We start from the raw sequence: 20,050 nt of genomic DNA, 5'->3' as shown, positions 1-20,050 counted from the left end.
GCTACCGAACCCCGCTGAAGTTATTCCGTCTGTCCGCCAACTTCTTTCTCCCCTCGCGCCTGTAGGGCCGTACGACCCGGCCCAGCCGGGCGGCGGCTGCGACGGCGGGTAGCGCCAGCCGGGTCAGCTGGGATCCGGCAGGTGATGCGGTACCGAGAATCCACCGGACCGGTTGCAGCGATTCACGCACCGCCTCCGCTGCATAGCCGCGCATCGCTGCCTCATAATCGTGGATAGCCATGACCGTGGTCGTTCCGCCACGCGCGGCTGCGCCGAGCCGATCGGCCAGGGCCGCCGCGTCGAGGATTGCTGTTGCAGCGCCCTGTCCTCCCGTGGGCGGCATAGCGTGCACGGCGTCGCCGAGGGCAGTCACCCGGCTGGCGGGCCACGGGGCCAGCCGGTCCGGGTCCGATCCGTAAAGCCGAAAAGCTCCCACCGAATCTTTCACCGAATGCCTGACAATATCGACGGCGGCCGCTGTCCAGCCGCGTTGACGAAGGAGGTCTGCTGCCGCGCCGCTCAGGTCAACAGGCGCGGACGGATCGGGGCGGAGCGGGATGGTTCCTTCAACGGTCATCAGACCCCAGATGGCGAGTGGTTCACGGGAGGCTGCCAGATTGCGTCGGGCCCGAAGCGCTGGACGACCTACCGGGTCGTGGGCTGTGGCGAACAGCCCTGTTCCGCCGGGGCCAATTGCCAGCATCGGCCATCGCTCGAGCAATTTCCTGCTCGCGGGAGACAGGTCCTTCCACTGGGTTCGTCCCGCCACACCTACCAATCCGGTGGGGAACGTCGTCGGGCGTGTGGCCAGTTGTCGGACCAGGCGCGAGTTCGGCCCATCGGCGAGAACAAGGAGGTCCCCGGTGAGGGACTGGCCGTTGTCGAGCTCCACCCTGACCGAGTCCTCTTCCGCTGACCATTTCAGACACGACCTGCCGGTGAGTAGCCGCGCTCCCAGGCCCTCGGCAAGCACCAGCCGCAAGGTCACACGGTCCACGTCGAGGGATAGCCCGCCGGACCCGTCGTCGGCTCGAATCAGGAGCCTGCCCCGGTGGTCTCGCACTGCGAGGCTGAAGCCCAGGGTGCCCACCGCCGATCCGTGGAGGAGTTCCACGGATTCCGGCACGAGCAGTTTTCGTAGCGCATCGATCGACGGCTCACCCAGATGTAGCTTGTATCCGCCCGTATCGGCAAGGTCCTGATCGCGTTCGACGACGATTACATCCAGGCCGTATCGCATCAGGCCCTGGGCAAGCGCCAACCCGCCAATGCCGCCGCCAATGACAATTACCCGCACAATCCCACCCTCAGTCGGTTTGCTTGATCGTACAGTGATGGGGTGCGCCCGGGTTCTGGCCTTTCGCCTGCAGTAGAAACGGGACGCTAGCATCAGGAGTGGTGGCCGGGACGTCAGCCCCGGGATGCGGGATCCGAGGGGGAAACTGTGCACGAGGTCAACAGCAGTACCGCTGAAGCTGCCCGGTGGGCGAAAGCGGAACGTCGTGCGCGAGGGATAGCCGACCACGGTCTCGGGAAAGCCCTGACCCGCTACTTCACGCTGTACTTTCCAGCCATCCTGTTGGTCCTGATGGCTGGAGGCGCGGTAGCCTCGTCGCTGATTTTCGGACTTGCGTGGAATGATCCCACGAGCTTCCAGCTCGGATTTCTTCTGGCCGGCATCGGAACCCTGATCCTCGGGTTGGTCTACAACGCCTATCGAATCCGCCCGGCCGCCGAGGTGGGGACCCTCAGCGTGCTGATGGCGCTTGAAAGCGACGAGCAGAAAAAAGTACGCCGGCAGATACTGCGCAAGATTCTCCCCGAAACAACGCAGCTGGCGGTCAGCAGGGCGGCCGCAGTACAACTACGGAAAAGCCTAGCCACCTCGCTGATGATCCTGCCGATGCTGCTATTTTGCGTTACGTCAAACCTGTTCGCCGTTTCGGGCGGTCTGTGGTGGCTGGTTGCGTCAGCTATCCCGTTTTCTTTGATCGCTGCCGTCCAGGTCATCCGCGAGTTTCGGTCAGCCGGCCAATTCCTTCGCGAGACCGAGGACGGGCCGGCGCTCAAAACCGACGACCATCAGTGACGACCACATGCCGATCCTCGGTTGGGCGCGTTCGACCCGCAGCCAATAGAGCGGGTTCCTAGTCCGGTGAGCGGTGAAGCACGAACATTCCGCCATAGGTGGGCTCACCCGCACGCGAGGTATCAGTCGCGGTGTATTCCTTCAGGACGCCGTAAATCCTGGAGATGAGGTCATCGGCATCGGCTTTCGACAGATGCAGGACAAAGCGTGAAAGGCTGGCGAGTGCATGCGGTCCGGATTCCGCCAGTTCCTCACGTAAGGCGTCGATTGGTGCCAGCGGACCGTTGGAACCGGCCTCGTCCAGCGCGGTGTCCAGATGCCAGGATCGTCCCGTTGAGCGATAAGGCTTTTCCAGCGCACCGCTCTCCCCTGTGCGGACTTCTCCCGGTTCCAGGAAGCCCGTCGAAACCAACTGCCGAACGTGGTACAGCATGGTGCCCGGGTCCTGGCCCAAACGGTCAGCGAGTTGTTTGTTGGTCAGCTCATTGAGTCCGCACAGACGCAGAATTCTCAGCCGCAGTGGGTGGGCTAACGCTTTAATTTCGCGGGCGCTCGCCGCGGGATTCATGGCGGCCCTGGCCGCCGGGGACCCTTCAGTCATTCAGCCAGCATATCTGGTGATGTATAGAAATAGAATCGCCTTGAGTTTTCTACATCACCGTGACATCGTTCACACATGTCCAGAAACAAAGAGCAGGTGCAGGAGCGAAGCCGGGTACCCCTGGGCGCATCATATTGGAGACTGTGGACCTCGACAGGTCTGTCCAACCTCGCCGACGGTGTCTTCAAGATCGCGCTGCCCTTGCTCGCGATCCAGTTCACCCAATCCCCCACGCTGATCGCCGGGCTCGCCGTCGCCGCCTCACTTCCCTGGCTGCTGTTCGCGCTGACGGCAGGTGCGTTGGCTGACCGGTTGGATCGGCGCAAGCTCATGCTCACGGCCAACCTCACCCGTTCGGCGTTGCTGGCCATTTTGACGGCGATCATCCTGCTGGATCTTGGTGCACTGTGGGGGCTCTACGTGATCGCCCTCCTGGTTGGGGTCACCGAAACTCTCTACGACACGTCAGCGCAATCGATCATGCCCCAGATTGTGCGGCGGGATCAGCTGTCGCGCGCCAATGGCCGGCTCTACGCCGTCGAGCTCACCGCCAATCAGTTCGTCGGTCCCCCGCTTGGTGGCCTGTTGGTGGCAGCCGGCGTAGCCCTCGGTTTCATCGTGCCGGCCGCCCTGTGGCTGCTCGCTGTCGGCGCACTCTTCCTGGTGCCGGGCAGTTTCCGCATCGAACGTGAGCAAAAGACGACGCTGCGATTCGATGTTGCTGAAGGTCTGCGGTTCCTATGGAACCAAAAGATCCTGCGGACTCTGGCAGTCATGACTGGGGTGTTCAACTTTGCAGCCAGCGCCGCTTTTGCCGTTTTCGTCCTGTTCGCTGTCGGGCCTGCGTCGGTGATGGGGCTGTCCGAGGTGGGATTCGGTGTGCTCCTGACAGCATCGGCTCTCGGCGCGTTCGCGGGCTCGTTCATCTCCGAGTGGGCGGAGTCCCGGCTGGGCAGGTCGAGGTCGTTGGCGCTGACCATTGCTGGCGGCGCGCTGTTTGTCGGCGCGCCCGCCATCACCGATAACCCCTATGTTCTGGGCGGCATCTTCTTCGTGGGCGGAATGCTCATCATGCTCTGGAACGTGATCACGGTGTCCCTTCGCCAGCGCATCGCCCCGAACCGCCTGCTGGGGAGGGTCAACAGCGCCTACCGTCTCCTGGCGTGGGGGACGATGCCTCTGGGTGCGGCCACCGGGGGGCTGCTGGCTCACTGGTTCGGACTGCAGGCTATGTTCGGCATCATGGGCCTCCTGACCGTTGCGCTCCTCGGACTGATGCCAATCCTCACGGACAAGGCAATCGACGCGGCCGACGTCGAATCGTAGCCTCGGGTAGTTTCCCGAACATTTTTCTGGCGTACGGATGATCAGTAGGCAAGGATGACCAGTGTGGAAAAACAGATCAAGCGATGGACCAAGGCCATCGTCTACCCCGATATGTGGGTCAATCCCGACGACGATCCCCGCAATTCGGCGGGGGTCAGCCGCGACGGCGAGCTGGCGACGCTCCAGGACTACCTGTCGGATTATCGTCTCACCCTCAGGATGAAGTGCGACGGCCTGACCCCGGAGCAGCTGGCGCAACGGTCGGTGCCGCCGTCGACCATGTCGCTTCTGGGCCTCCTCCGCCATCTGGCTGAGGTGGAACGCGACTGGCGCAACTGGATTGCACCCGGTGCCCCGCTGTCAAAGCTTTATGGCCCGCGGGACACCGACTTCGAAGGGGTTCTCCCCGAACAATCAATGGTTGATGCCGCCTATGCTGATCTCGCTCGCGAGCAGGCCGCCACCGATGAAGAGCTTGCCGCTCATCTGGACCTGGGTGAGCGGTTAGGCAGCGACGGTATCGCGGTCAGGGAGTTGCTCGTTCACCGAATTGAGGAGTACGCGAGGCATTGCGGGCACGCGGATTTGCTGAGGGAATGCATTGACGGTCGCGTCGGTCAGTGACTGATCGTCAATCCTCACCCTGGGTCAGGTGGGTCTCCCATCGCGGGGACCGAAGGTGGCCAGGGCCTCGGCGTCGCTTGCGGCCGATCGAAGGTAGTACTCGGCCCACTCCTGGCGGTTCGGGTAATCGGATCCAGCGACCACCTGCGCTATTGCCTGTTCGACGTCGACGTTGACGCGGTGCAACGTGACCGACCCACCGTGGAGCAGCGCCCAGTGCCCTCCAGACCCGCCATAGGGCATGCCGATACTGCCGGGATTGATGACCTGCCGTCGGTCGACCAACCGAATGAACGGCATGTGGGTGTGCCCGCACACGACTGTCTGCACAGCGGGAGGCAGCCCGGCGAACACTTCTGCCCACCGTTCCAATCGAGTGTCGACCAGCACCACTTCATCGTCATCGCGCGGCGAACCGTGACAGAACAGGACAGGGCCAAACCCTTCGACGTCGATCGTCACGGGGTGGGGCAGGCCGGCGAGGATCGCCACTTGGTCGGTTGAAAGCTGCGCGGCAGCCCAGAGCGTGACGTCGTCGGTTCCGTCAACAGGCGGGTTCTTTGCAGCGGCAACCAACTCACGGTCGGCGTTTCCGCAAACGAGGACTATCTGGTCTCCGAGAGCGGCCAGCCGATCAAGCACCTGGGTCGGCTGCGGGCCGGACGCATGGTCACCGGTGACAACAATGAGATCGGCTGACGCTACCGCCGGCTCAGTGAGGACCGCCTCGAGCACCGGCAGCACCCCGTGGATATCGGACAGGACTGCAACAGTTCGGATCATTTGCCGAGTATGCCCGCCCCCGCCGCTTTCGGAAACCCTTGCTCCAGTGGGGGCTTCGGTCAAGAGGTCAGTTCCTTTGCCTCGGTCACCCACGGTTCGATCCTATTCCGCATTCCCGAGCAATCCACGCTCATCCCCGGTGTTTAATCGAGGATTTAGTAGGCTCGCTCTAGGGCGGATGCCATCGAAGGGTCCAATCACATTTGAAGCTACCCGGGAGGTCCTACCGTGGCTGTACTTCTCTTCGCCCCTGTCACCTTTAACCTCGCTGAGACAACACGCATGATCGAGGTGCCAAGGTCCTCCGGAAAAACCACAAGTGCGTGTTCCTCGGCTACGAACCCGATTTTTTCCACCTGATCACCGCTGCCGGGTTCCGCCTTTACCCGCTGGAACCGGTGTGGAGTGACGTGGAGAAGGCACGTGCGCTGGCGCTGGATCAGGGACGCGGCGTACGGAACCCGTTCACGCTCGAGCTGGTGCGCCGCAGGGTGTCCGCCGAGCGCCAGCTGATCCGTGATACGGGGGCGGTAGCAGTGATTCACGGAACGAATCTCACCTCCCTAATTTCTTCCCGTGCCGAGAAGGTACCACTCTTCTACCCGGTGCCTTTTGCGTTGACCCGCCCCCACGTAAGCCAAACCCGGACCGGTCTGTTGGCCGTTCCACGACGGATCGAGCCCACGTTCATGTCCGTGTTCAGGACGCTCTACAACTTTGCTCCCCTGGTTCCGCGGGCCTTCACCGTCGTTGCACGGGAAAACGGAGTGACCCCGCTCCGCAGCATGGCCTCGATGTTTGAGGCTGATCACAATCTCCTCACCGTCATGCAGTGGGAGCTGGACGCCTACTCTTTGCCGGCCGGGTATGAGCGGGTCGGCCCCATCTACGCACAGCTGCCCGGGGACGTGCCGGACTGGATCCATGAGTTGGCGTCCTCGCCACGTCCTCTGGTTTATCTCGCTCTGGGTTCGTCCGCCAGTAGACGCCTGACGGTGTCCGCCATTCATTCCCTCGGATCCCTGCCAGTCAATGTGGTTGCTCCGCTTCGTCATTACCTGACCAATGAGGATCTGAAGGAACTTCCGGGGAACGTCACCGTCACCGGTCTCCTACCGGCACACCAGCTGGGGAAATTCGTCGATGCGGCAGTGCTTCACGGTGGTCAAGGAACCGTCCAGACAGCGTGTGCAACCGGCATTCCTTTTGTCGGAATGGGATTGCAGCCTGAGCAGCGGTGGAACGTGAGCGTGTGTGAGCGTCTTGGCAATGCGATCAGTATTCGTCCCCGTCAGATCGGCGCCCCACTCTTTGGCCGGGCAGTTCGGCGGACTCTTGAAGACCCGGCTATGCGGGACGCTGCCGACCGTGTCAAGCGCGCCTACGCCGGAGAGAATGGCGCCGCGGCCGTCGCGGCCGTCGTCGAGCGTGTTGTGGCTTCCCGTAAGTAGTTGGACCCGCGCATCCGGGTGTCGGTCCACTGGTCGTATGATGCCGCCCCATCGAGCAGCCATGATCGAAACGCTTGCTCGAAGGCACTATTGACCTCGTGAGGATTCGGCGCGCCGACGGCGCGGGTGGCAGGCAGTCCAGACCTCAATCGCGACGAGCCAGCAGCCGAGATCCTTTCTCACCAAGGGGCGGCGGGGGGGTAGTGTCGGAGCTGCCCGCAAACCGGTTCGCGGTGACCGATCGGGCCTTGACCCTGAAGGAGTGCTGGTGCGGGCCATTATTCTCGGTGGTACCGGTGCAATCGGAGGTGCCGCGGCGGCACGGTTTGCTGCCGACGGTTGGGACGTTGACGTGACCGGGCGGGATCAGGCATCAATGCCGGACGAGCTCGCCGCAGCGGGGGTCCGTTTCCACTCGGTTCACCGAAGCGATGTGAATGCCATTGAACGGCTCGTCGGCACTGGGGCCGAGGTTCTGGTGGATCTGCTCGCCTACCGGGGTGCCGACGTCGACGCGCTGCTGCCCGCGCTCTCGTCCGTTGCGTGCCCCGTCCTGATTTCCGGCCGGGCTGTCTACGTCGACCCGGCCGGCAGGCACCTCAATGGCGACGTCCCTCCACGCTTCGCAGGTCCGATCAGCGAGCAGACGCCGACGCTGCCGGCTGCTGGCGACGGCGTCGATCCCTTCACTCGTGAGGGATATGCGCCATCCAAGGTCGCCGCTGAGCTGGTGGCGCTGAACAGCGGACTACCGTTCACCGTGATCCGGCCATCGAAAGTGCACGGACGCTGGGCGAGGAACCCGCGTACCCGGTTCTTCATCGAGCGTATGCTGCGCGGCGACGGCTCCATCGCGCTCGCCCATCGAGGTGCCACAGTGGACCATCTGACGGCGGCCACGAACACCGCCGCTCTTATAACTGCCGTCGCCGTCGCACCCGAAGCACGTGTACTGAACAGTGCCGATCCCGACGCGCCGACGGCGGAGCAGATTGTTCGGGTGATAGCCACCCGGTTGGGATGGACCGGTTCCCTGGATCTCCAGGCAGAATCTTCGGACCCTGGCCCGGGTGCACACCCGTGGTTCACCCCTCACCCCATCGTGCTGGACACCGGGGCCTCCGAACGCCTCGGCTACCAGCCGGTCGGTACCGGTGTGGAGCTCCTCCACGACGAAATCGACTGGGTGGTCGGGCAGCTCGTCAGGGGTCGCCAGGCCTAGCCTGGCGTAGCGGAAACCCGTGGCGCGGTTGACCGGTTGCTAAAGCGATTCGGCCTTCGCCGCTATTTCCGCGAGGTCCTTCGCTAGAGCCTTGCGGGTCATTCGCAATCCGAGCCGGCCGAAGATTGCCATTCCCAGCCTGGTCAGCCGCGAGGGGTTGGCCAGTTCCGCTCCGAAGGTCATGGTGAGGTCGGTGCCGCCGTCGCGCTCGACCAGTGTCATGCGGGAGGTGTAGTCGGCGCCGTCCTGCAGCGCCTTCACAGTGGTGCTGTGGGGCGCGTCGGACTGGGCCACCCACATCTCGACGGTCTCGGTCCTGCCCATCATGGTGCGTGTCTCTTTCCAGCGGGTTCCCACCCCGTAGGGTCCTTCGCTGAGCATCTGGACTGATTGAACGCCCGAAAGGGTCGAAGCCGAACCGGGGATGTCAGAGATGACAGCCCACACCTCCTCCCCGGAAGCGTTGATGTGCTGGGTCAGGCTGACGGTGTGGTCCATGTCCTTGAGCCTAGTCCGTGAGGTTCAATCCTGTGGGACATCTCGTCGATCCATGGCACTCCCCCATCGCTGCGCGCTGTAGTAGCTTTCTTGACAGCGCGAGGTAAGGAGCTTTCTTGACAGCGCGAGGTAAGGAGCTTTCCAATGGCTTTTGTCGATCGATCAACCGAGGATGAGCCGGGCTGGTTTGCCCGTGCGGCACCCATGGGGAGACGACTTCGCTCCGAGGCCGGGGGCGCCGGCCTGCTTCTGGCTGCCACGATACTCGCCCTGGCCTGGGCCAATTCGCCCTGGGGCTCCAGTTACCAAGCTTTCTGGGGCACCGAGCTTTCGGTACAGGTGGGTGGAAGCGAACTCGCGCTGGACCTACAGCACTGGGTAAACGATGGGCTGATGGCCCTGTTCTTCTTTGTGGTGGGCCTGGAAGTGAAGCGTGAACTGGTCCTCGGCGGACTCGCCGACCGGCGCAGGGCCGCCGTTCCACTCCTGGCCGCGCTCGCCGGTCTCGCGCTGCCCGCCCTGGTGTATATCGGGTTCAACCTCGGCGACGAGGCGGCATCCGCCTGGGCAGTCGTCATCTCTACCGACACAGCCTTCCTGATCGGGGTCCTGGCGCTGCTTGGCTCCGCCTGTCCTCCCCAGTTACGCGTCTTCCTTCTGGCCCTCGCCATCACTGACGACGTCGGGGCACTGACCGTCATCGCCCTCTTCTACACCGAAGATCTGTCCTTTGGTCCGTTGGCGCTGGCTGTTGCAGGCGTGCTGTTGATGCTGGCCCTACGGTGGCTGAAGGTGTGGCGCGGCCCGGCATACCTGGTGCTGGCCGTCTTTTCGTGGGTTGCCCTCTATGCATCCGGGGTGCATGCAACCCTGCTCGGCGTTACGATCGCGCTCATCACCCCCGCCTACGCACCACGTCGCCAGGAAGTGGACACCGCCGCCCAGCGGGCGCGTGCCTACCTGCAGTCCCCCAGCCCTGAATTTGCCGACGCCGCGCGGTTGTCGATCGCGCGATCCGTCCCTCCCGGTGAACGCTTACAACAGCTGTGGCGCCCGTGGACCAGCATGGTCATTGTCCCGCTGTTCGCCCTGGCCAACGCAGGCGTCCCCTTGACCGGCGATACGCTCCGGGCCGCTGTGGTCTCGCCGATTACCCTGGGGGTGGTGGCGGGACTGGTCCTCGGCAAACTCACTGGCATCCTGCTTGGTGCCACACTAGCTGTGCGGTTGCGGCTGGGAGATCTCGCGCCCGGCCTTGGCTGGGGTCAGCTGGCGGGCGGAGCGGCCCTGTCCGGAATCGGGTTCACCATTTCGCTGTTTATCGTGGACCTGGCCTTCGATGATGAAGCCTCGGCGGATCAGGCCCGGGTGGGAGTGCTTACCGCTTCGGTACTGGCAACCCTCCTCGGGTGTGTTGTCCTCCGCCTTGTCGCGCGTCGGCAGCACGGCGGCGATGACCAGTCGAACGTACTTGACCCGCCAGTCGACCCCGAGCGTGACCACATCCGGGGTCCCCTGGACGCTCCCCTGACCCTGGTCGAATATGGGGACTTCGAATGCCCCTTCTGCAGCCGCGCCACGGGTGCTGTGCAGGATTTGCACGACCGGTTTGGCGACCAGTTCAGGTACGTATTCCGGCACTCACCGCTACCCCAGTTTCATCCTCACGCCCAGCTGGCCGCCGAGGCCGCCGAAGCGGCCGCAGCGCAGGGCCAGTTCTGGGAGCTGCATGACAGGCTGTTCGCCGCGCAGGACCAGCTGTCGTCCACCGACCTCCTCGACCACGCCGCCGCCCTCAACCTGGACGTTCAACGTTTCGCGCGGGATCTCGGAAGCGGCAGGTATACCCGTCGGGTGCAGGACGACCTTGAGTCCGCCCAGGCCAGCGGGGTCAGCGGGACGCCCACCTTCTTCATTGGCGGGCTGCTCCACTCCGGCCCCTTCGACGCCGGCTCCCTCGCCCGAGCACTACTCGCCGCTGCCGGAATGGACGCCGTGCCCGAACCCCGCAGGATGACCGGTGGCGGAGCACTACCCCTGCTACGCCTTGTTCAGGACCATCCCGGGCAGGACCGGTCAACGGTCAAACCGGTGCCGCCGTCGTCGCTCCCGGAAACCCCGGACCGCGGGGGCGACCACCCGCGTCTCACCGACGACCAGTTGATCCGTCTCGAACGGGCCGGCACGCGCCTGGCCGTGTCCCGCGGCGATATTCTTTACCGACCGGGTGATCCGGGGTATGACTTCCATGTGGTGTTGTCGGGGGCCGTGGCCGTCTTCGGCCAGCTGGCGGCCGGGTACCGCCCGATCATCAGAGTCCACGAAGGACGGCGGTTTCTTGGTGAACTGGATTTGTTCAGCGTCCAGCCGGTGTCGCGGACCGCGCAGGTGATCCGCGACGGCGAAGTCCTTCGGCTTACCCTTGAGCAGCTCCGGGGCGTCTTCAGGCAGGACCAGGCATTTCGGGAGGAGGTGCTCCGCGCTTTTCTCGTGCGCCGCGCTATGCGATTGGAGAGCACCGCAGACCTGCGCATTCTTGGCCGGGTGGGCTCCCCAGACCTCCCGAGGCTCCTGGCCTATGCGAGGGCGCGACGGCTCACCACCGACGTCGTCGAACTGGGAGCGGACGACGACGGCCACCGCCTGCTGGCCGACCTGGGAGCCACCGAATCCGACCTTCCTGTCGTGGTATCGCGTACCGGCCGGGTCCTCTACAACCCCGATGATGCCGAGCTGGATCGGGAGCTACCCCAGCGGTCCGATCCACCCACGTAGGGAGGGTGGACCAACCCGTTGTGCCAGGTGTTGCCAGCCAATAGGATGCTGCCGGGGAGGAGCTGTGGTCTCGCTTCGTCCGTTAGGAGCACCTCAAATGACCGACTTCTTCACTATGCGACCCGGGGAAACTGCAGCCCCGCTGCCACCGGGGCCAGTCCTTTGTACCGGGTCCGCGTCAATGCGGCGCATCCATCGATTCTTCCTCTGGGCTTACGACGAGGCACCGGGACTTGTCCGTTCCGCGCGGCCCGGTGACACCGAACGCGCCCCGTATGTGGGTGTGGTGCTTGGGAACTTCGACAAGGTCCTGCACATGCACCACGAGGGTGAGGACCAGCTCATGTACCCGCCTCTCGCGGAACGAGCACCAGCCTGCGCATTGCATGTGGCGCAGATGCTTGAGCAGCACCGACAGGTTGGCGAGTTGCTGGAGGGAATAGAACCGGTCCGACGCCGTTGGATGAAGACTGCCGAGGGAGACATAGGAGATGAACTGGCTGAACGGTACGAGCATCTCTCCGCTGTCCTCAAGGTGCACCTGCGCCGCGAGGTCACCGAGGTGATGCCGGTCGTGGATCGGGTTCTGACAGCAGCGGAGGCCCAGATGGTGGGCGAGCACGGGATCAAACAGTTCGACAAGAAGTTTCTGGTCGCCTACCTCGGAATGGTGCTGGCTTCGAATCCGCCGGCTGACCAGAGGGAAATGATCAAGGACATTCCCTTGCCCGTCCGGCTTGCCTACCGGGTCGTGGGTCGGGCGATGTACCGGAAACAGTATGCGACGCTGTTCCCCGAGCGGGTAGTTCCCGACACCCTGTAGCCATGGGCGAACACTCGGTGGCCCATCTGCCGGTCGGTACTATGTGAGGCATACGACCGGTAAGACGTGACCTACACGCGCGGCGGGAGGGGCGGTCTCGGTGGGAACAGAACCGGGTTCGTTCCCAGCTCGCCCGTCAAAACTCCGGGACAACCAGGCGTTCGTCCGGTTCTGGGCCTCCTCAACCGTGTCCGATTTTGGCACGTACATCACGACGGTGGCTCTGTCGGTGCTGGTCCTGGTGTCACTGGATGGTACGGCGTTGGATCAGGGGCTGGTCAATGCCGCCCGGTGGGCCCCCTACCTTCTGTTCGGCCTGCTCGCCGGAATCTGGGTGGACCGCTTCCGACGCCGTACTGTCCTGATCGTGGGCGACGTTGGTCGGGGTGTGGTCCTGATGCTGCTCTGCGTGCTCGGCGCAGCGGGTGTCCTCAGCGTTCCCACCGTGATGCTGTTGATGTTTTCCTTCGGCACGTTGGCGCTGATGAGTGATGCGGCCTATCAATCGTTCCTGCCGCAGTTCGTCCCCCGGCCGCTCCTCACCCGGGCGAACGCACGCCTTCAGCAGAGCGACACAGTTGCGCAGACCGCAGGTAGCGCGATTGCGGGCGGACTGGTCGCGCTCGTGACCGCACCATTCGCCCTCCTCGTGGGCGCCCTGACCCACTTCCTGTCAGGGGCAGTCCTGGTCTCACTCAAGGACACAGCCACCAACCGTCCGCCCCGCCCTGCCGGTGGCTCCCTCCCACAACAGATCGGTGAGGGGCTGCACTGGGTGTACGGCCATCCGCGGCTGGGGCCACTGTCCTGGTCAAGCCATCTGTGGTTCGTTGGTTCGGCCATGATGGGAGCAGTCCTTCCGGCACTCGTGCTGAACGATCTCCGGCTGGGGCCGCTGGGGCTTGGCCTGGTGCTGAGCGGTGCGGGGATCGGATCCGTCGTCGGGACCCTCCTGTCGATCAGGCTCGGGGAGCGCTGGGGTACCGGCACAACGATGCTCGTCGCTCGCCTGATTCAACCGGTAGCGCTCGCAGTGATCGCCTTGTCCCCCGCTGTGGGGTCGGCTCTGGCGATTGGAGCATTGGATGACCACGCGGGTGGCTTGCCCACCGCTTGGCCGGTAGCTGTCTGGGCTGCCTTTGCTGTGGCTGCGGGAGGACAGTTCCTGTTCTGGCTCTCCATGGGGGTCGAAGGACCGTTGGAGATGGGATACCAGCAGGCGGTCACACCGGAACGGATGATTGCCCGCATGAGCGCCACAAAGCGTTCAATGAACCGCGCGATGATTGTCCTCGGCGCACCGCTCGGAGGAGCGCTGGCCCTCCTCACCAGTTCGCCCATCGCGCTCTGGGCAGCCGCCGCAATAATGCTGCTCTCGGCCGTTATTCTGTGGTCGTCCGGTTTCAGGAGCGCCAACGTGGAGATCGACCAACTTTCCGACGAGGAGGCTCAGAAGCCCTGAGCCGGCCTCGTCGTGCCTTGCCTTGAGCAGCTGAGGCGCGACGTCGGATCAGTTGGCTCACGGAAGCTGCAGTACAGAATTGTTGCTGGGAATGTACTGCGCTTCCGGATTAGAATGAAGCGGAAACTGCCAGTTCATACCGGCCAGTTACCCCCAGAATGGTGGCGGCCGGGGGAAGGGTATGAAGATGCTGTCCTCCGCTCTTTCGGGCATAGGATGTTCGGGCCATGGCTAACAAGACAGTGCCCGAACTGGAAATACTCGCTGCGAAGATGTGCGCCTCATACCTCGACGCACTACCAGTGACCGGGGCAGCTTTGTCAGCACTCGGAGGATCCCTTCAGGAGACCACCCTGTGGGCGACCGATGCCTTGGCTGGCCGACTGGACGAGCTGCAGTTCGATCTCGGCGAGGGCCCACGGTGGGCCGCCATTCGCTCCCGCTCCCCCGTCCTCATCCCGGGGGTACACGACGCCTCTCACGAACGCTGGCCGGTGTTCGGGAAGGCCCTGCTGGAAACGAACGCGCAGGCGCTGTTTGTTTTTCCGCTGGTTGTCGGCGCCGTCGATGTGGGAGTGGTGGAACTCTATCGTGCCCTCGAGGGCCCGCTCAGTCCGGCGGATCTCGTGACCGCCCGCGGCTTGAGTGACCGTGCGGCGTGGTCGCTCCTGGGCAGCATGTTGGCTCTGGGCTCCGTCGACGGTTCGGGAGAGTCCGACTCGGTGCTGTCCCGTCGGGAGATCCATCAGGCGACAGGGATGGTGCTGGCGCAGACCGGCGGATCCGCCGCCGACGCGTTGCTCATGCTTCGCGCACATGCCTTCGCGAACGGGCTGACCCTCCGCGAAACGTGCGACGCAGTGCTCGCCCGAACGCTGGATTTTGGTTCCGATAGGGGCTAAGCAATAAGTGTCGGGTTTGCTAGCATGTCCCCATGGAAATGGGGGCCCGTTCCATTCGGGTCAGTGCGGCGTTTGTAAAAATCGCAGATACTCTGGTCGGCGATTACGACGTGTTGGAATTGTTGCACACCCTTGTCGAGGAATCAGTTGACCTGCTCGACGCCGCCGCGGCCGGACTGATGTTGGCTGGCGCCGACGGCAATCTGCAGGTCCTTGCCTCCACCAGTGAGGAAAGCCAGCTGGTGGAGGCGCTTCAGCAGGAATCCGGAGCTGGCCCCTGCGTAGATTGCTACGTCACCGGCCTACCTGTGACTGTCCGTGACATTGCCGGAACTGGCGACCGGTGGGCCCAGTTCAAGAATGCAGCGACCGCACAGGGTTTCCGCTCTGTCCATGCGTTCCCCATGCGGGTGCGGGGCCGGACGATTGGGGCAATGAACCTGTTCCGAACCGAAACCGGTGAACTTTCCGAGGAGGCGATCGCCGTCGGGCAGGCGTTGGCGGACGTATCCACCATCAGCATCCTGCAGAAGCGGACGGCCTCGGAATCCGCCGTCGTCAATCAGCAACTGCAGGACGCCCTGAACAGCAGGATCCTGATCGAACAGGCGAAGGGAATGATCGCGCAGATCGACAACATTGACACAAACGAAGCTTTCCAGCGGCTGCGCAGCCATGCCCGATCCACCAACCAGAACCTCCGGGATACCGCGGAGGCGGTATTGAACCGGTCATTGAAGGTGTAGCCACCAACGGGATCAGGAGCTACCTGATGCCTGCGCCGGAACTTTGGGGCAGACTGGAGCTGTGAGCGGAATCCCCTGGGTACTGCACGTCGATCTCGACCAGTTCATCGCTGCGGTCGAGGTTCTTCGACGGCCGGAATTGGCCGGTAAACCGATCATCGTCGGAGGTCGGGGCGATCCCACCGAACGGGCCGTCGTGTCGACCGCCTCGTACGAGGCGAGGGCATTCGGCGTCGGGTCCGGCATGCCACTGCGCATCGCGGCCCGCAAGGTGCCCGATGCTGTGATCCTGCCCGTCGATCAGGAAGCGTACCTCGAGGCGTCCGAGCAGGTGATGGGATGCCTGCGGGCACAGCCAGGCTCCACGGTGCAGGTGCTTGGGTGGGATGAGGCGTTTGTCGGCGTCGAAACCGAGAACCCGGAAGCATACGCGCGGCAAGTGCAGGCCGCCGTCCTTGGCGAAACATTGTTGCATTGCAGCGTCGGTATCGGCGACACGCTGGTCCGGGCCAAAGTGGCCACAGGGTTTGGCAAGCCAGCCGGCGTCTTTCGTCTGACCGAAGCGAATTGGCTTGAGGTGATGGGCAGCCGCCCCACGAAGGACCTGTGGGGTGTGGGGTCCAGGGTGTCGGCCCGGTTGGCGAAGCTCGGCATCCATTCGGTGGCGGAGCTCGCCGCTTGCGACCCCACAGATCTGGTCCCGGAGTTCGGTCCGAGAATGGGGCCGTGGTACGCGGAACTGGGGCGCGGCGACGGCGCCCGCGTTGTTGACGACACGCCGTGGGTGGCACGGGGGCACAGCCGGGAGACCACCTTCCAACAGGATCTCACTCAGCCCGCACAGGTGGATGAGGCCATCCGGGAGCTGGCAACGCGGGTCCTAGATGACGTCGAGGCCGAAGGCCGTCCGGTGGTTGGGCTGACGCTCAAGGTCCGCTACGCGCCGTTCTTCACGAAAACCCACGCGCGGAAGATCCCAGAGACCTTCGACCGGAACGAGGTGCTGTCCCGGGCCCGCGACCTCGCCGCCGCTATCGAGGTGGGTCGACCCATCCGTCTGCTCGGCCTCCGAGCCGAGATGGCGATGCCCGACGACGCCCGCACTGGGCACACCCCGACGCGCGGTGGCTGGTAGGTCATTGCCTGGCATTCGCTCCCATGGTGGTGCCCACCGACGGAGATCGTTGAAAGGCCGCCGGATCCGCGAGAATAGGTCCTGGCGTCGGCCGCGTCGTCAAACGGATGAAGGAAGACAGACATGCCATTGTGGCTCACGGCCCTGATCTGGGGAACCTTTGGTGGCGCGGCCCTGGTGGTCGGATGCACCGTCGCCTGGAAATGGACCATCCCACCCAAGATCATCTCCTCGATCATGGCCTTCGGTGCGGGCGTGCTGATCTCGGCACTGTCCTTCGACCTGATGGACGAAGCAGTGACAGTGGGAGGCCTGCTTCCATCCATGACCGGGTTCCTGGCGGGCGCCGTGGCCTATGTGGGAGCCAATGCCCTCCTCACACGGGCCGGTGCCAGACATCGTAAACGCTCAGGAGGTCGCCAGCCGTCCGAGCAGCAACAAACAGGTAGCGGGACAGCTATCGCTGTGGGCGCGCTGCTCGACGGCGTCCCCGAATCGGTGGTCCTCGGCGTGGGAATTGCGACTGTTGGTGCCGTCAACCCGGCGATGCTCGCAGCAGTCTTCATTTCGAACTTCCCCGAGGGACTGTCCAGTGCGGCCGGCATGAAGCGGGCGGGCCGAAGCGCGGCCTATGTCTTCGGGGTCTGGGGAGGAATCGCAGTACTGTCAGGGGTCTCCGCGCTGATCGGATACGTGGCGTTGCAAGGGGCGCCAGATAGCCTGGTCGCCGGGATCACGGCTGTGGCAGCCGGCGCGATACTCGCGATGATCGCGGACACCATGATCCCCGAAGCTTTCGAGGAACATCACCTGTTGACCGGACTGGTGACAGCCGTTGGGTTCCTGACCGCGTTCATCATCAGCCACCTCGGCGGATAAGCGCCACGAGCCGTTCCTCATGTGATGAACGCCTTCCTGGTCAGTGCTACCGCCCGATGAACCGGATCTGACGGACGTCGGTCAGCTCGGAATCCATTCCTTCGGTCTCCTCGAAGGGGTCGAGCCCGGCGAGGGGTCCGAACGAGAACCCGGTGCGGTGTTCGATCGACGTGATCGAACGCTGCGCAGTCTTGTGTCTCCCAAAGACGAACTCTTCGTCCCGCAGGAAATCCTCCTGAGACATGGTGTACCCGGTGGCACAGAGCTGCCCTGTCTCATCGTGGATGAAGGCGATGACCTTCCAGAATTCGGTGGGTATCTGAACGCCGAACCTCACGGGGTCCTCGGCGGTCAGGAACGGACCGGTAAACACCGAGATTTTCATGTCATCCCTCCGTGCGTTCTGCAGGGCGTAGTTCTCCAACTCAAGCCATACTCCCCCGTTGAAAGGCTGCATCTGCGGGACGGCATTGGTGACGTGCATGGAGTCGGCGTTGGCCGTTGACGCGACGTCCTGCGGACCCCACACCGGGTCTTCCCGGCGGGTCATGTGACCGCGAGAGAACCTGGGTTCGGCGCCATAGCATTCCTTGATGATCTGGGCTTCGCGCGGAATGCGGGGGTCAGTGCGCCAGCCCACGCGTGGCATCAACAGGGAATGCAGCCCGTCGATGTTGGCAGCGCTGAACAGGCACAGTCGTCGGCTCCGGCTCATCTGCACCGAGAAGTGCTCGTACCGCAGCACATCCTCGGTGGCGTCGTCGGCATTGTCGATGGCAAAGGTAAGCACATCGTCGACCCCCCGCGTGAGCGTGGGCAACGGCACGGGTGGCCCCAGAAAGGTCTCGTCGTACCCGTGCCGGTCGCGGTAGTCGGCCGGAAGGGCCTCAGTGGAAACCTCGCCATCGGGGTCGGCGGCCGCCGGCGGCACATCTTGCGTCCGACCCGGTGGGGAGAGTTCCTCCAGGTACGGGGTCCCAGCCATCACGGTCACCCGGAGCGGAACCACGAACGAGAATCCGGGATCCCGCCCCGCAGCCGGTAGCGGCCGCTCAACCCTTGGTATCCGGCGGTCCGGGAGAGGCCGCTGGGCCTTCGGTCGAGGGTGATGGCTGAGGATTTCGTCGAGCCGCTCCCCCACGATCCAGCTCGGCACCGCGAAGTTCGCGCTGAGGAAACGCCCGGCGAAATGCAGGCCCACCGCCTCCCCCGTGATGAGCGACACCACCACCGAGCCGGAGTTGCCGCCCAGGGTCGAACAGTCATGCCGGATCGTCGTGGAATCCGATCCGGTCACCTGTCCGGGCGCGAGCCGCTTCTTGTCGTAGACGTCCCCAAAGATCTCATCCATCAGCTGTCGATCCGGCACGCGGCTATCCCTGGCGGGGTAGCCGATCACCGCCACCAGTTCGTCCTCGTCAGCTTGAGCGGAGAGCGCAACGGGACCGGCGGGTGGGCTGGTCCCTTCCGAGGAGAGTTGGAGGAACGCCAGGTCGGGTGCGCTCGAGTCCTCGATATGGAGGATACGTTCCAGCCGGAACGCCTTTTCGGAGGTGCTTCCCATCTCCTCCAGAAAGTCGATCGACGCTGTCATCTTGGCACCCCCGGCGCCGCGTCGGAAGACGAAGGATCCGCCGTCGCTGCGGGCAAATTCTGCCGCCACATGGCGGTTAGTCACCACCACATCGGGTCTCACCAGCCATCCCGTGCCGACCCAGGCCAGGTCGTGGCCCTCAACTTCGATCCGGCCGACCGAGCGGGCAGCGCTCACGAGGAAGGCCGAGGCAGCTTTCAGCCGCGCCGCCCAGACACTGCTCTCGGGATCGGAGAACACCAGCTGCGTTTCGTCACCGACCACGGCCAGCACCGGCCGCCCGGTCCGCAAGACGATTGTTTCCTGCGCTAGGGCGCTGCGGTCAACTGATCGTCCGACGTCGGTTAATGGGCTGGAATCGGATCGGTCACCATCGACGCCGCGAACGGTGGAGCCTACCCGCGAAGCCTGTGCCGCCCGTCGTTCGAGCAGTTCCTCACCAAGGAGAGAATCCCGGCGTTCCATCTGGGCATTAGCCGCCCTGAGGCGGCTAAGGAGCTCTGCCACGTGCTTTCTTTCACTTCAGGCTAACGAACAACTGCCCCAATAATGCCGCAACTCCCGTTATAGCGGCGTTACTGAGGTCCGATCTTCGGGGGATGGTAGGTTCGCCGCATGACGATCAAACTGGAAAATATCGGTATCGCCGTTCGCGACCTGGAGGCAGCAATCGCCTTCTTCACCGAGCTGGGGCTTACCGTCATTGGCCGTGACACCGTCAGCGGCGAGTGGGCAGATACCGCCGTAGGGCTGGATGGCAACCACGCCCACATCGCGATGCTTCAGACCCCCGATGGACATGGTCAACTTGAGCTCTTCGAGTACATCCATCCCGCAGCGATCGAGTCGGATCCGACGCGACCCAACGATATCGGCATGCACCGGGTGGCCTTTTCCGTCGATGACATCGACTCTGCGCTTGCGGTGGCCGCGAAGCATGGCTGTTACCCGCTGCGCGGTGTGGCGACGTACGGCGCCGAGTACAAGCTCACCTATCTGCGAGGACCCAGCGACATCATCGTGATGCTGGCCGAGAAACTGGCGACTGACTGACTGATCCGCCGCTGCCGGGAACACACCTTTCTCGTGCGGTGGGGTTATTTGCCGCCGGTGGTGGCGATGCCTTTGACGAGGTATTTC

The 20,050-nt window shown here is 64.0% G+C and carries 18 protein-coding genes; 13 read left to right on the top strand and 5 right to left on the bottom strand.

What is annotated here, in order from left to right; genetic code table 11:
- Window position 1 precedes the first annotated feature (1 nt).
- Entirely contained in the window at window positions 2-1,297 is a 1,296-nt protein-coding gene (locus HMI57_RS06085) for an FAD-dependent monooxygenase (protein WP_171585057.1), read from the bottom strand.
- 147 nt (window positions 1,298-1,444) lie between these two features.
- Between HMI57_RS06085 and HMI57_RS06080 the strand changes: the two genes are divergently transcribed.
- Window positions 1,445-2,089 carry a hypothetical protein gene (locus tag HMI57_RS06080; RefSeq protein WP_171585056.1) on the top strand — a complete coding sequence of 215 codons (645 nt, stop codon included), beginning with the start codon at window positions 1,445-1,447 and terminating at the stop codon, window positions 2,087-2,089.
- A gap of 58 nt (window positions 2,090-2,147) precedes the next feature.
- Here the strand turns inward: HMI57_RS06080 and HMI57_RS06075 are convergent, their stop codons facing one another.
- The gene (locus HMI57_RS06075) at window positions 2,148-2,690 is read right to left on the bottom strand and encodes a helix-turn-helix domain-containing protein (protein ID WP_171585055.1); all 543 of its coding nucleotides are present in this window, start codon (window positions 2,688-2,690) and stop codon (window positions 2,148-2,150) included.
- Window positions 2,691-2,765: 75 nt separating this feature from the next.
- Here HMI57_RS06075 and HMI57_RS06070 point away from each other — a divergent pair, with 75 nt between their 5' ends.
- Both HMI57_RS06070 and HMI57_RS06065 read left to right on the top strand, forming a co-directional pair.
- Window positions 2,766-4,016 (top strand): MFS transporter, encoded by a 1,251-nt coding sequence (locus HMI57_RS06070; protein WP_171585054.1) that lies wholly within the window; start codon window positions 2,766-2,768, stop codon window positions 4,014-4,016.
- A gap of 54 nt (window positions 4,017-4,070) precedes the next feature.
- Entirely contained in the window at window positions 4,071-4,640 is a 570-nt protein-coding gene (locus HMI57_RS06065; protein WP_171585053.1) for a DinB family protein, read from the top strand.
- Between the two features lie 24 nt (window positions 4,641-4,664).
- Here the strand turns inward: HMI57_RS06065 and HMI57_RS06060 are convergent, their stop codons facing one another.
- Complete coding sequence (locus HMI57_RS06060; protein ID WP_171585052.1) at window positions 4,665-5,423, bottom strand: metallophosphoesterase family protein; 759 nt, start codon at window positions 5,421-5,423, stop codon at window positions 4,665-4,667.
- Between the two features lie 323 nt (window positions 5,424-5,746).
- Here HMI57_RS06060 and HMI57_RS19500 point away from each other — a divergent pair, with 323 nt between their 5' ends.
- Window positions 5,747-6,874 carry a nucleotide disphospho-sugar-binding domain-containing protein gene (locus HMI57_RS19500; RefSeq protein ID WP_171585051.1) on the top strand — a complete coding sequence of 376 codons (1,128 nt, stop codon included), beginning with the start codon at window positions 5,747-5,749 and terminating at the stop codon, window positions 6,872-6,874.
- A gap of 268 nt (window positions 6,875-7,142) precedes the next feature.
- Window positions 7,143-8,096 (top strand): nucleoside-diphosphate sugar epimerase, encoded by a 954-nt coding sequence (locus HMI57_RS06050; RefSeq protein ID WP_228720963.1) that lies wholly within the window; start codon window positions 7,143-7,145, stop codon window positions 8,094-8,096.
- A gap of 39 nt (window positions 8,097-8,135) precedes the next feature.
- Here the strand turns inward: HMI57_RS06050 and HMI57_RS06045 are convergent, their stop codons facing one another.
- Window positions 8,136-8,594: an SRPBCC family protein gene (locus HMI57_RS06045; protein WP_171585049.1), complete on the bottom strand. Its 459-nt coding sequence runs from the start codon at window positions 8,592-8,594 to the stop codon at window positions 8,136-8,138.
- A gap of 144 nt (window positions 8,595-8,738) precedes the next feature.
- Between HMI57_RS06045 and nhaA the strand changes: the two genes are divergently transcribed.
- The 7 genes from nhaA (at window position 8,739) to HMI57_RS06010 (ending at window position 17,316) form a co-directional block, all read left to right on the top strand.
- The gene (gene nhaA, locus HMI57_RS06040; protein ID WP_171585048.1) at window positions 8,739-11,369 is read left to right on the top strand and encodes a Na+/H+ antiporter NhaA; all 2,631 of its coding nucleotides are present in this window, start codon (window positions 8,739-8,741) and stop codon (window positions 11,367-11,369) included.
- A gap of 97 nt (window positions 11,370-11,466) precedes the next feature.
- Window positions 11,467-12,192 (top strand): hemerythrin domain-containing protein, encoded by a 726-nt coding sequence (locus HMI57_RS06035; RefSeq protein WP_171585047.1) that lies wholly within the window; start codon window positions 11,467-11,469, stop codon window positions 12,190-12,192.
- 100 nt (window positions 12,193-12,292) lie between these two features.
- Complete coding sequence (locus tag HMI57_RS06030; protein WP_171585046.1) at window positions 12,293-13,654, top strand: MFS transporter; 1,362 nt, start codon at window positions 12,293-12,295, stop codon at window positions 13,652-13,654.
- 227 nt (window positions 13,655-13,881) lie between these two features.
- Entirely contained in the window at window positions 13,882-14,556 is a 675-nt protein-coding gene (locus tag HMI57_RS06025; protein WP_171585045.1) for an ANTAR domain-containing protein, read from the top strand.
- 32 nt (window positions 14,557-14,588) lie between these two features.
- On the top strand, window positions 14,589-15,302 hold the full coding sequence (locus HMI57_RS06020; protein ID WP_171585044.1) for a GAF and ANTAR domain-containing protein: 714 nt from the start codon (window positions 14,589-14,591) through the stop codon (window positions 15,300-15,302).
- 61 nt (window positions 15,303-15,363) lie between these two features.
- Complete coding sequence (locus tag HMI57_RS06015; protein WP_171585043.1) at window positions 15,364-16,437, top strand: DNA polymerase IV; 1,074 nt, start codon at window positions 15,364-15,366, stop codon at window positions 16,435-16,437.
- Between the two features lie 123 nt (window positions 16,438-16,560).
- A complete protein-coding gene (locus HMI57_RS06010) occupies window positions 16,561-17,316 on the top strand; it encodes a ZIP family zinc transporter (RefSeq protein ID WP_171585042.1) in 756 nt (251 codons plus the stop codon).
- Window positions 17,317-17,362: 46 nt separating this feature from the next.
- On the opposite strand, the gene HMI57_RS06005 is transcribed toward HMI57_RS06010, so the two are convergent.
- Entirely contained in the window at window positions 17,363-19,417 is a 2,055-nt protein-coding gene (locus HMI57_RS06005; RefSeq protein WP_171585041.1) for a DNA/RNA non-specific endonuclease, read from the bottom strand.
- A gap of 108 nt (window positions 19,418-19,525) precedes the next feature.
- Here HMI57_RS06005 and HMI57_RS06000 point away from each other — a divergent pair, with 108 nt between their 5' ends.
- On the top strand, window positions 19,526-19,963 hold the full coding sequence (locus HMI57_RS06000) for a VOC family protein (RefSeq protein ID WP_171585040.1): 438 nt from the start codon (window positions 19,526-19,528) through the stop codon (window positions 19,961-19,963).
- Window positions 19,964-20,050: the final 87 nt, after the last annotated feature.

The sequence above is a fragment of the Arthrobacter sp. 260 genome (genome assembly GCF_013116745.1).
Classification (GTDB): domain Bacteria; phylum Actinomycetota; class Actinomycetes; order Actinomycetales; family Micrococcaceae; genus Arthrobacter_D.
This window is presented reverse-complemented; position numbering and strand designations above follow the sequence as displayed.

Coding starts and splice junctions, on each gene's coding strand:
- HMI57_RS06060 (WP_171585052.1), bottom strand. CDS start 5,423: ATGATCCGAACTGTTGCAGTCCTGTCCGATATCCACGGGGTGCTGCCG.
- HMI57_RS06020 (WP_171585044.1), top strand. CDS start 14,589: ATGGAAATGGGGGCCCGTTCCATTCGGGTCAGTGCGGCGTTTGTAAAA.
- nhaA (WP_171585048.1), top strand. CDS start 8,739: ATGGCTTTTGTCGATCGATCAACCGAGGATGAGCCGGGCTGGTTTGCC.
- HMI57_RS06035 (WP_171585047.1), top strand. CDS start 11,467: ATGACCGACTTCTTCACTATGCGACCCGGGGAAACTGCAGCCCCGCTG.
- HMI57_RS06025 (WP_171585045.1), top strand. CDS start 13,882: ATGGCTAACAAGACAGTGCCCGAACTGGAAATACTCGCTGCGAAGATG.
- HMI57_RS06010 (WP_171585042.1), top strand. CDS start 16,561: ATGCCATTGTGGCTCACGGCCCTGATCTGGGGAACCTTTGGTGGCGCG.
- HMI57_RS06065 (WP_171585053.1), top strand. CDS start 4,071: ATGACCAGTGTGGAAAAACAGATCAAGCGATGGACCAAGGCCATCGTC.
- HMI57_RS06045 (WP_171585049.1), bottom strand. CDS start 8,594: ATGGACCACACCGTCAGCCTGACCCAGCACATCAACGCTTCCGGGGAG.
- HMI57_RS06075 (WP_171585055.1), bottom strand. CDS start 2,690: ATGACTGAAGGGTCCCCGGCGGCCAGGGCCGCCATGAATCCCGCGGCG.
- HMI57_RS06070 (WP_171585054.1), top strand. CDS start 2,766: ATGTCCAGAAACAAAGAGCAGGTGCAGGAGCGAAGCCGGGTACCCCTG.
- HMI57_RS06000 (WP_171585040.1), top strand. CDS start 19,526: ATGACGATCAAACTGGAAAATATCGGTATCGCCGTTCGCGACCTGGAG.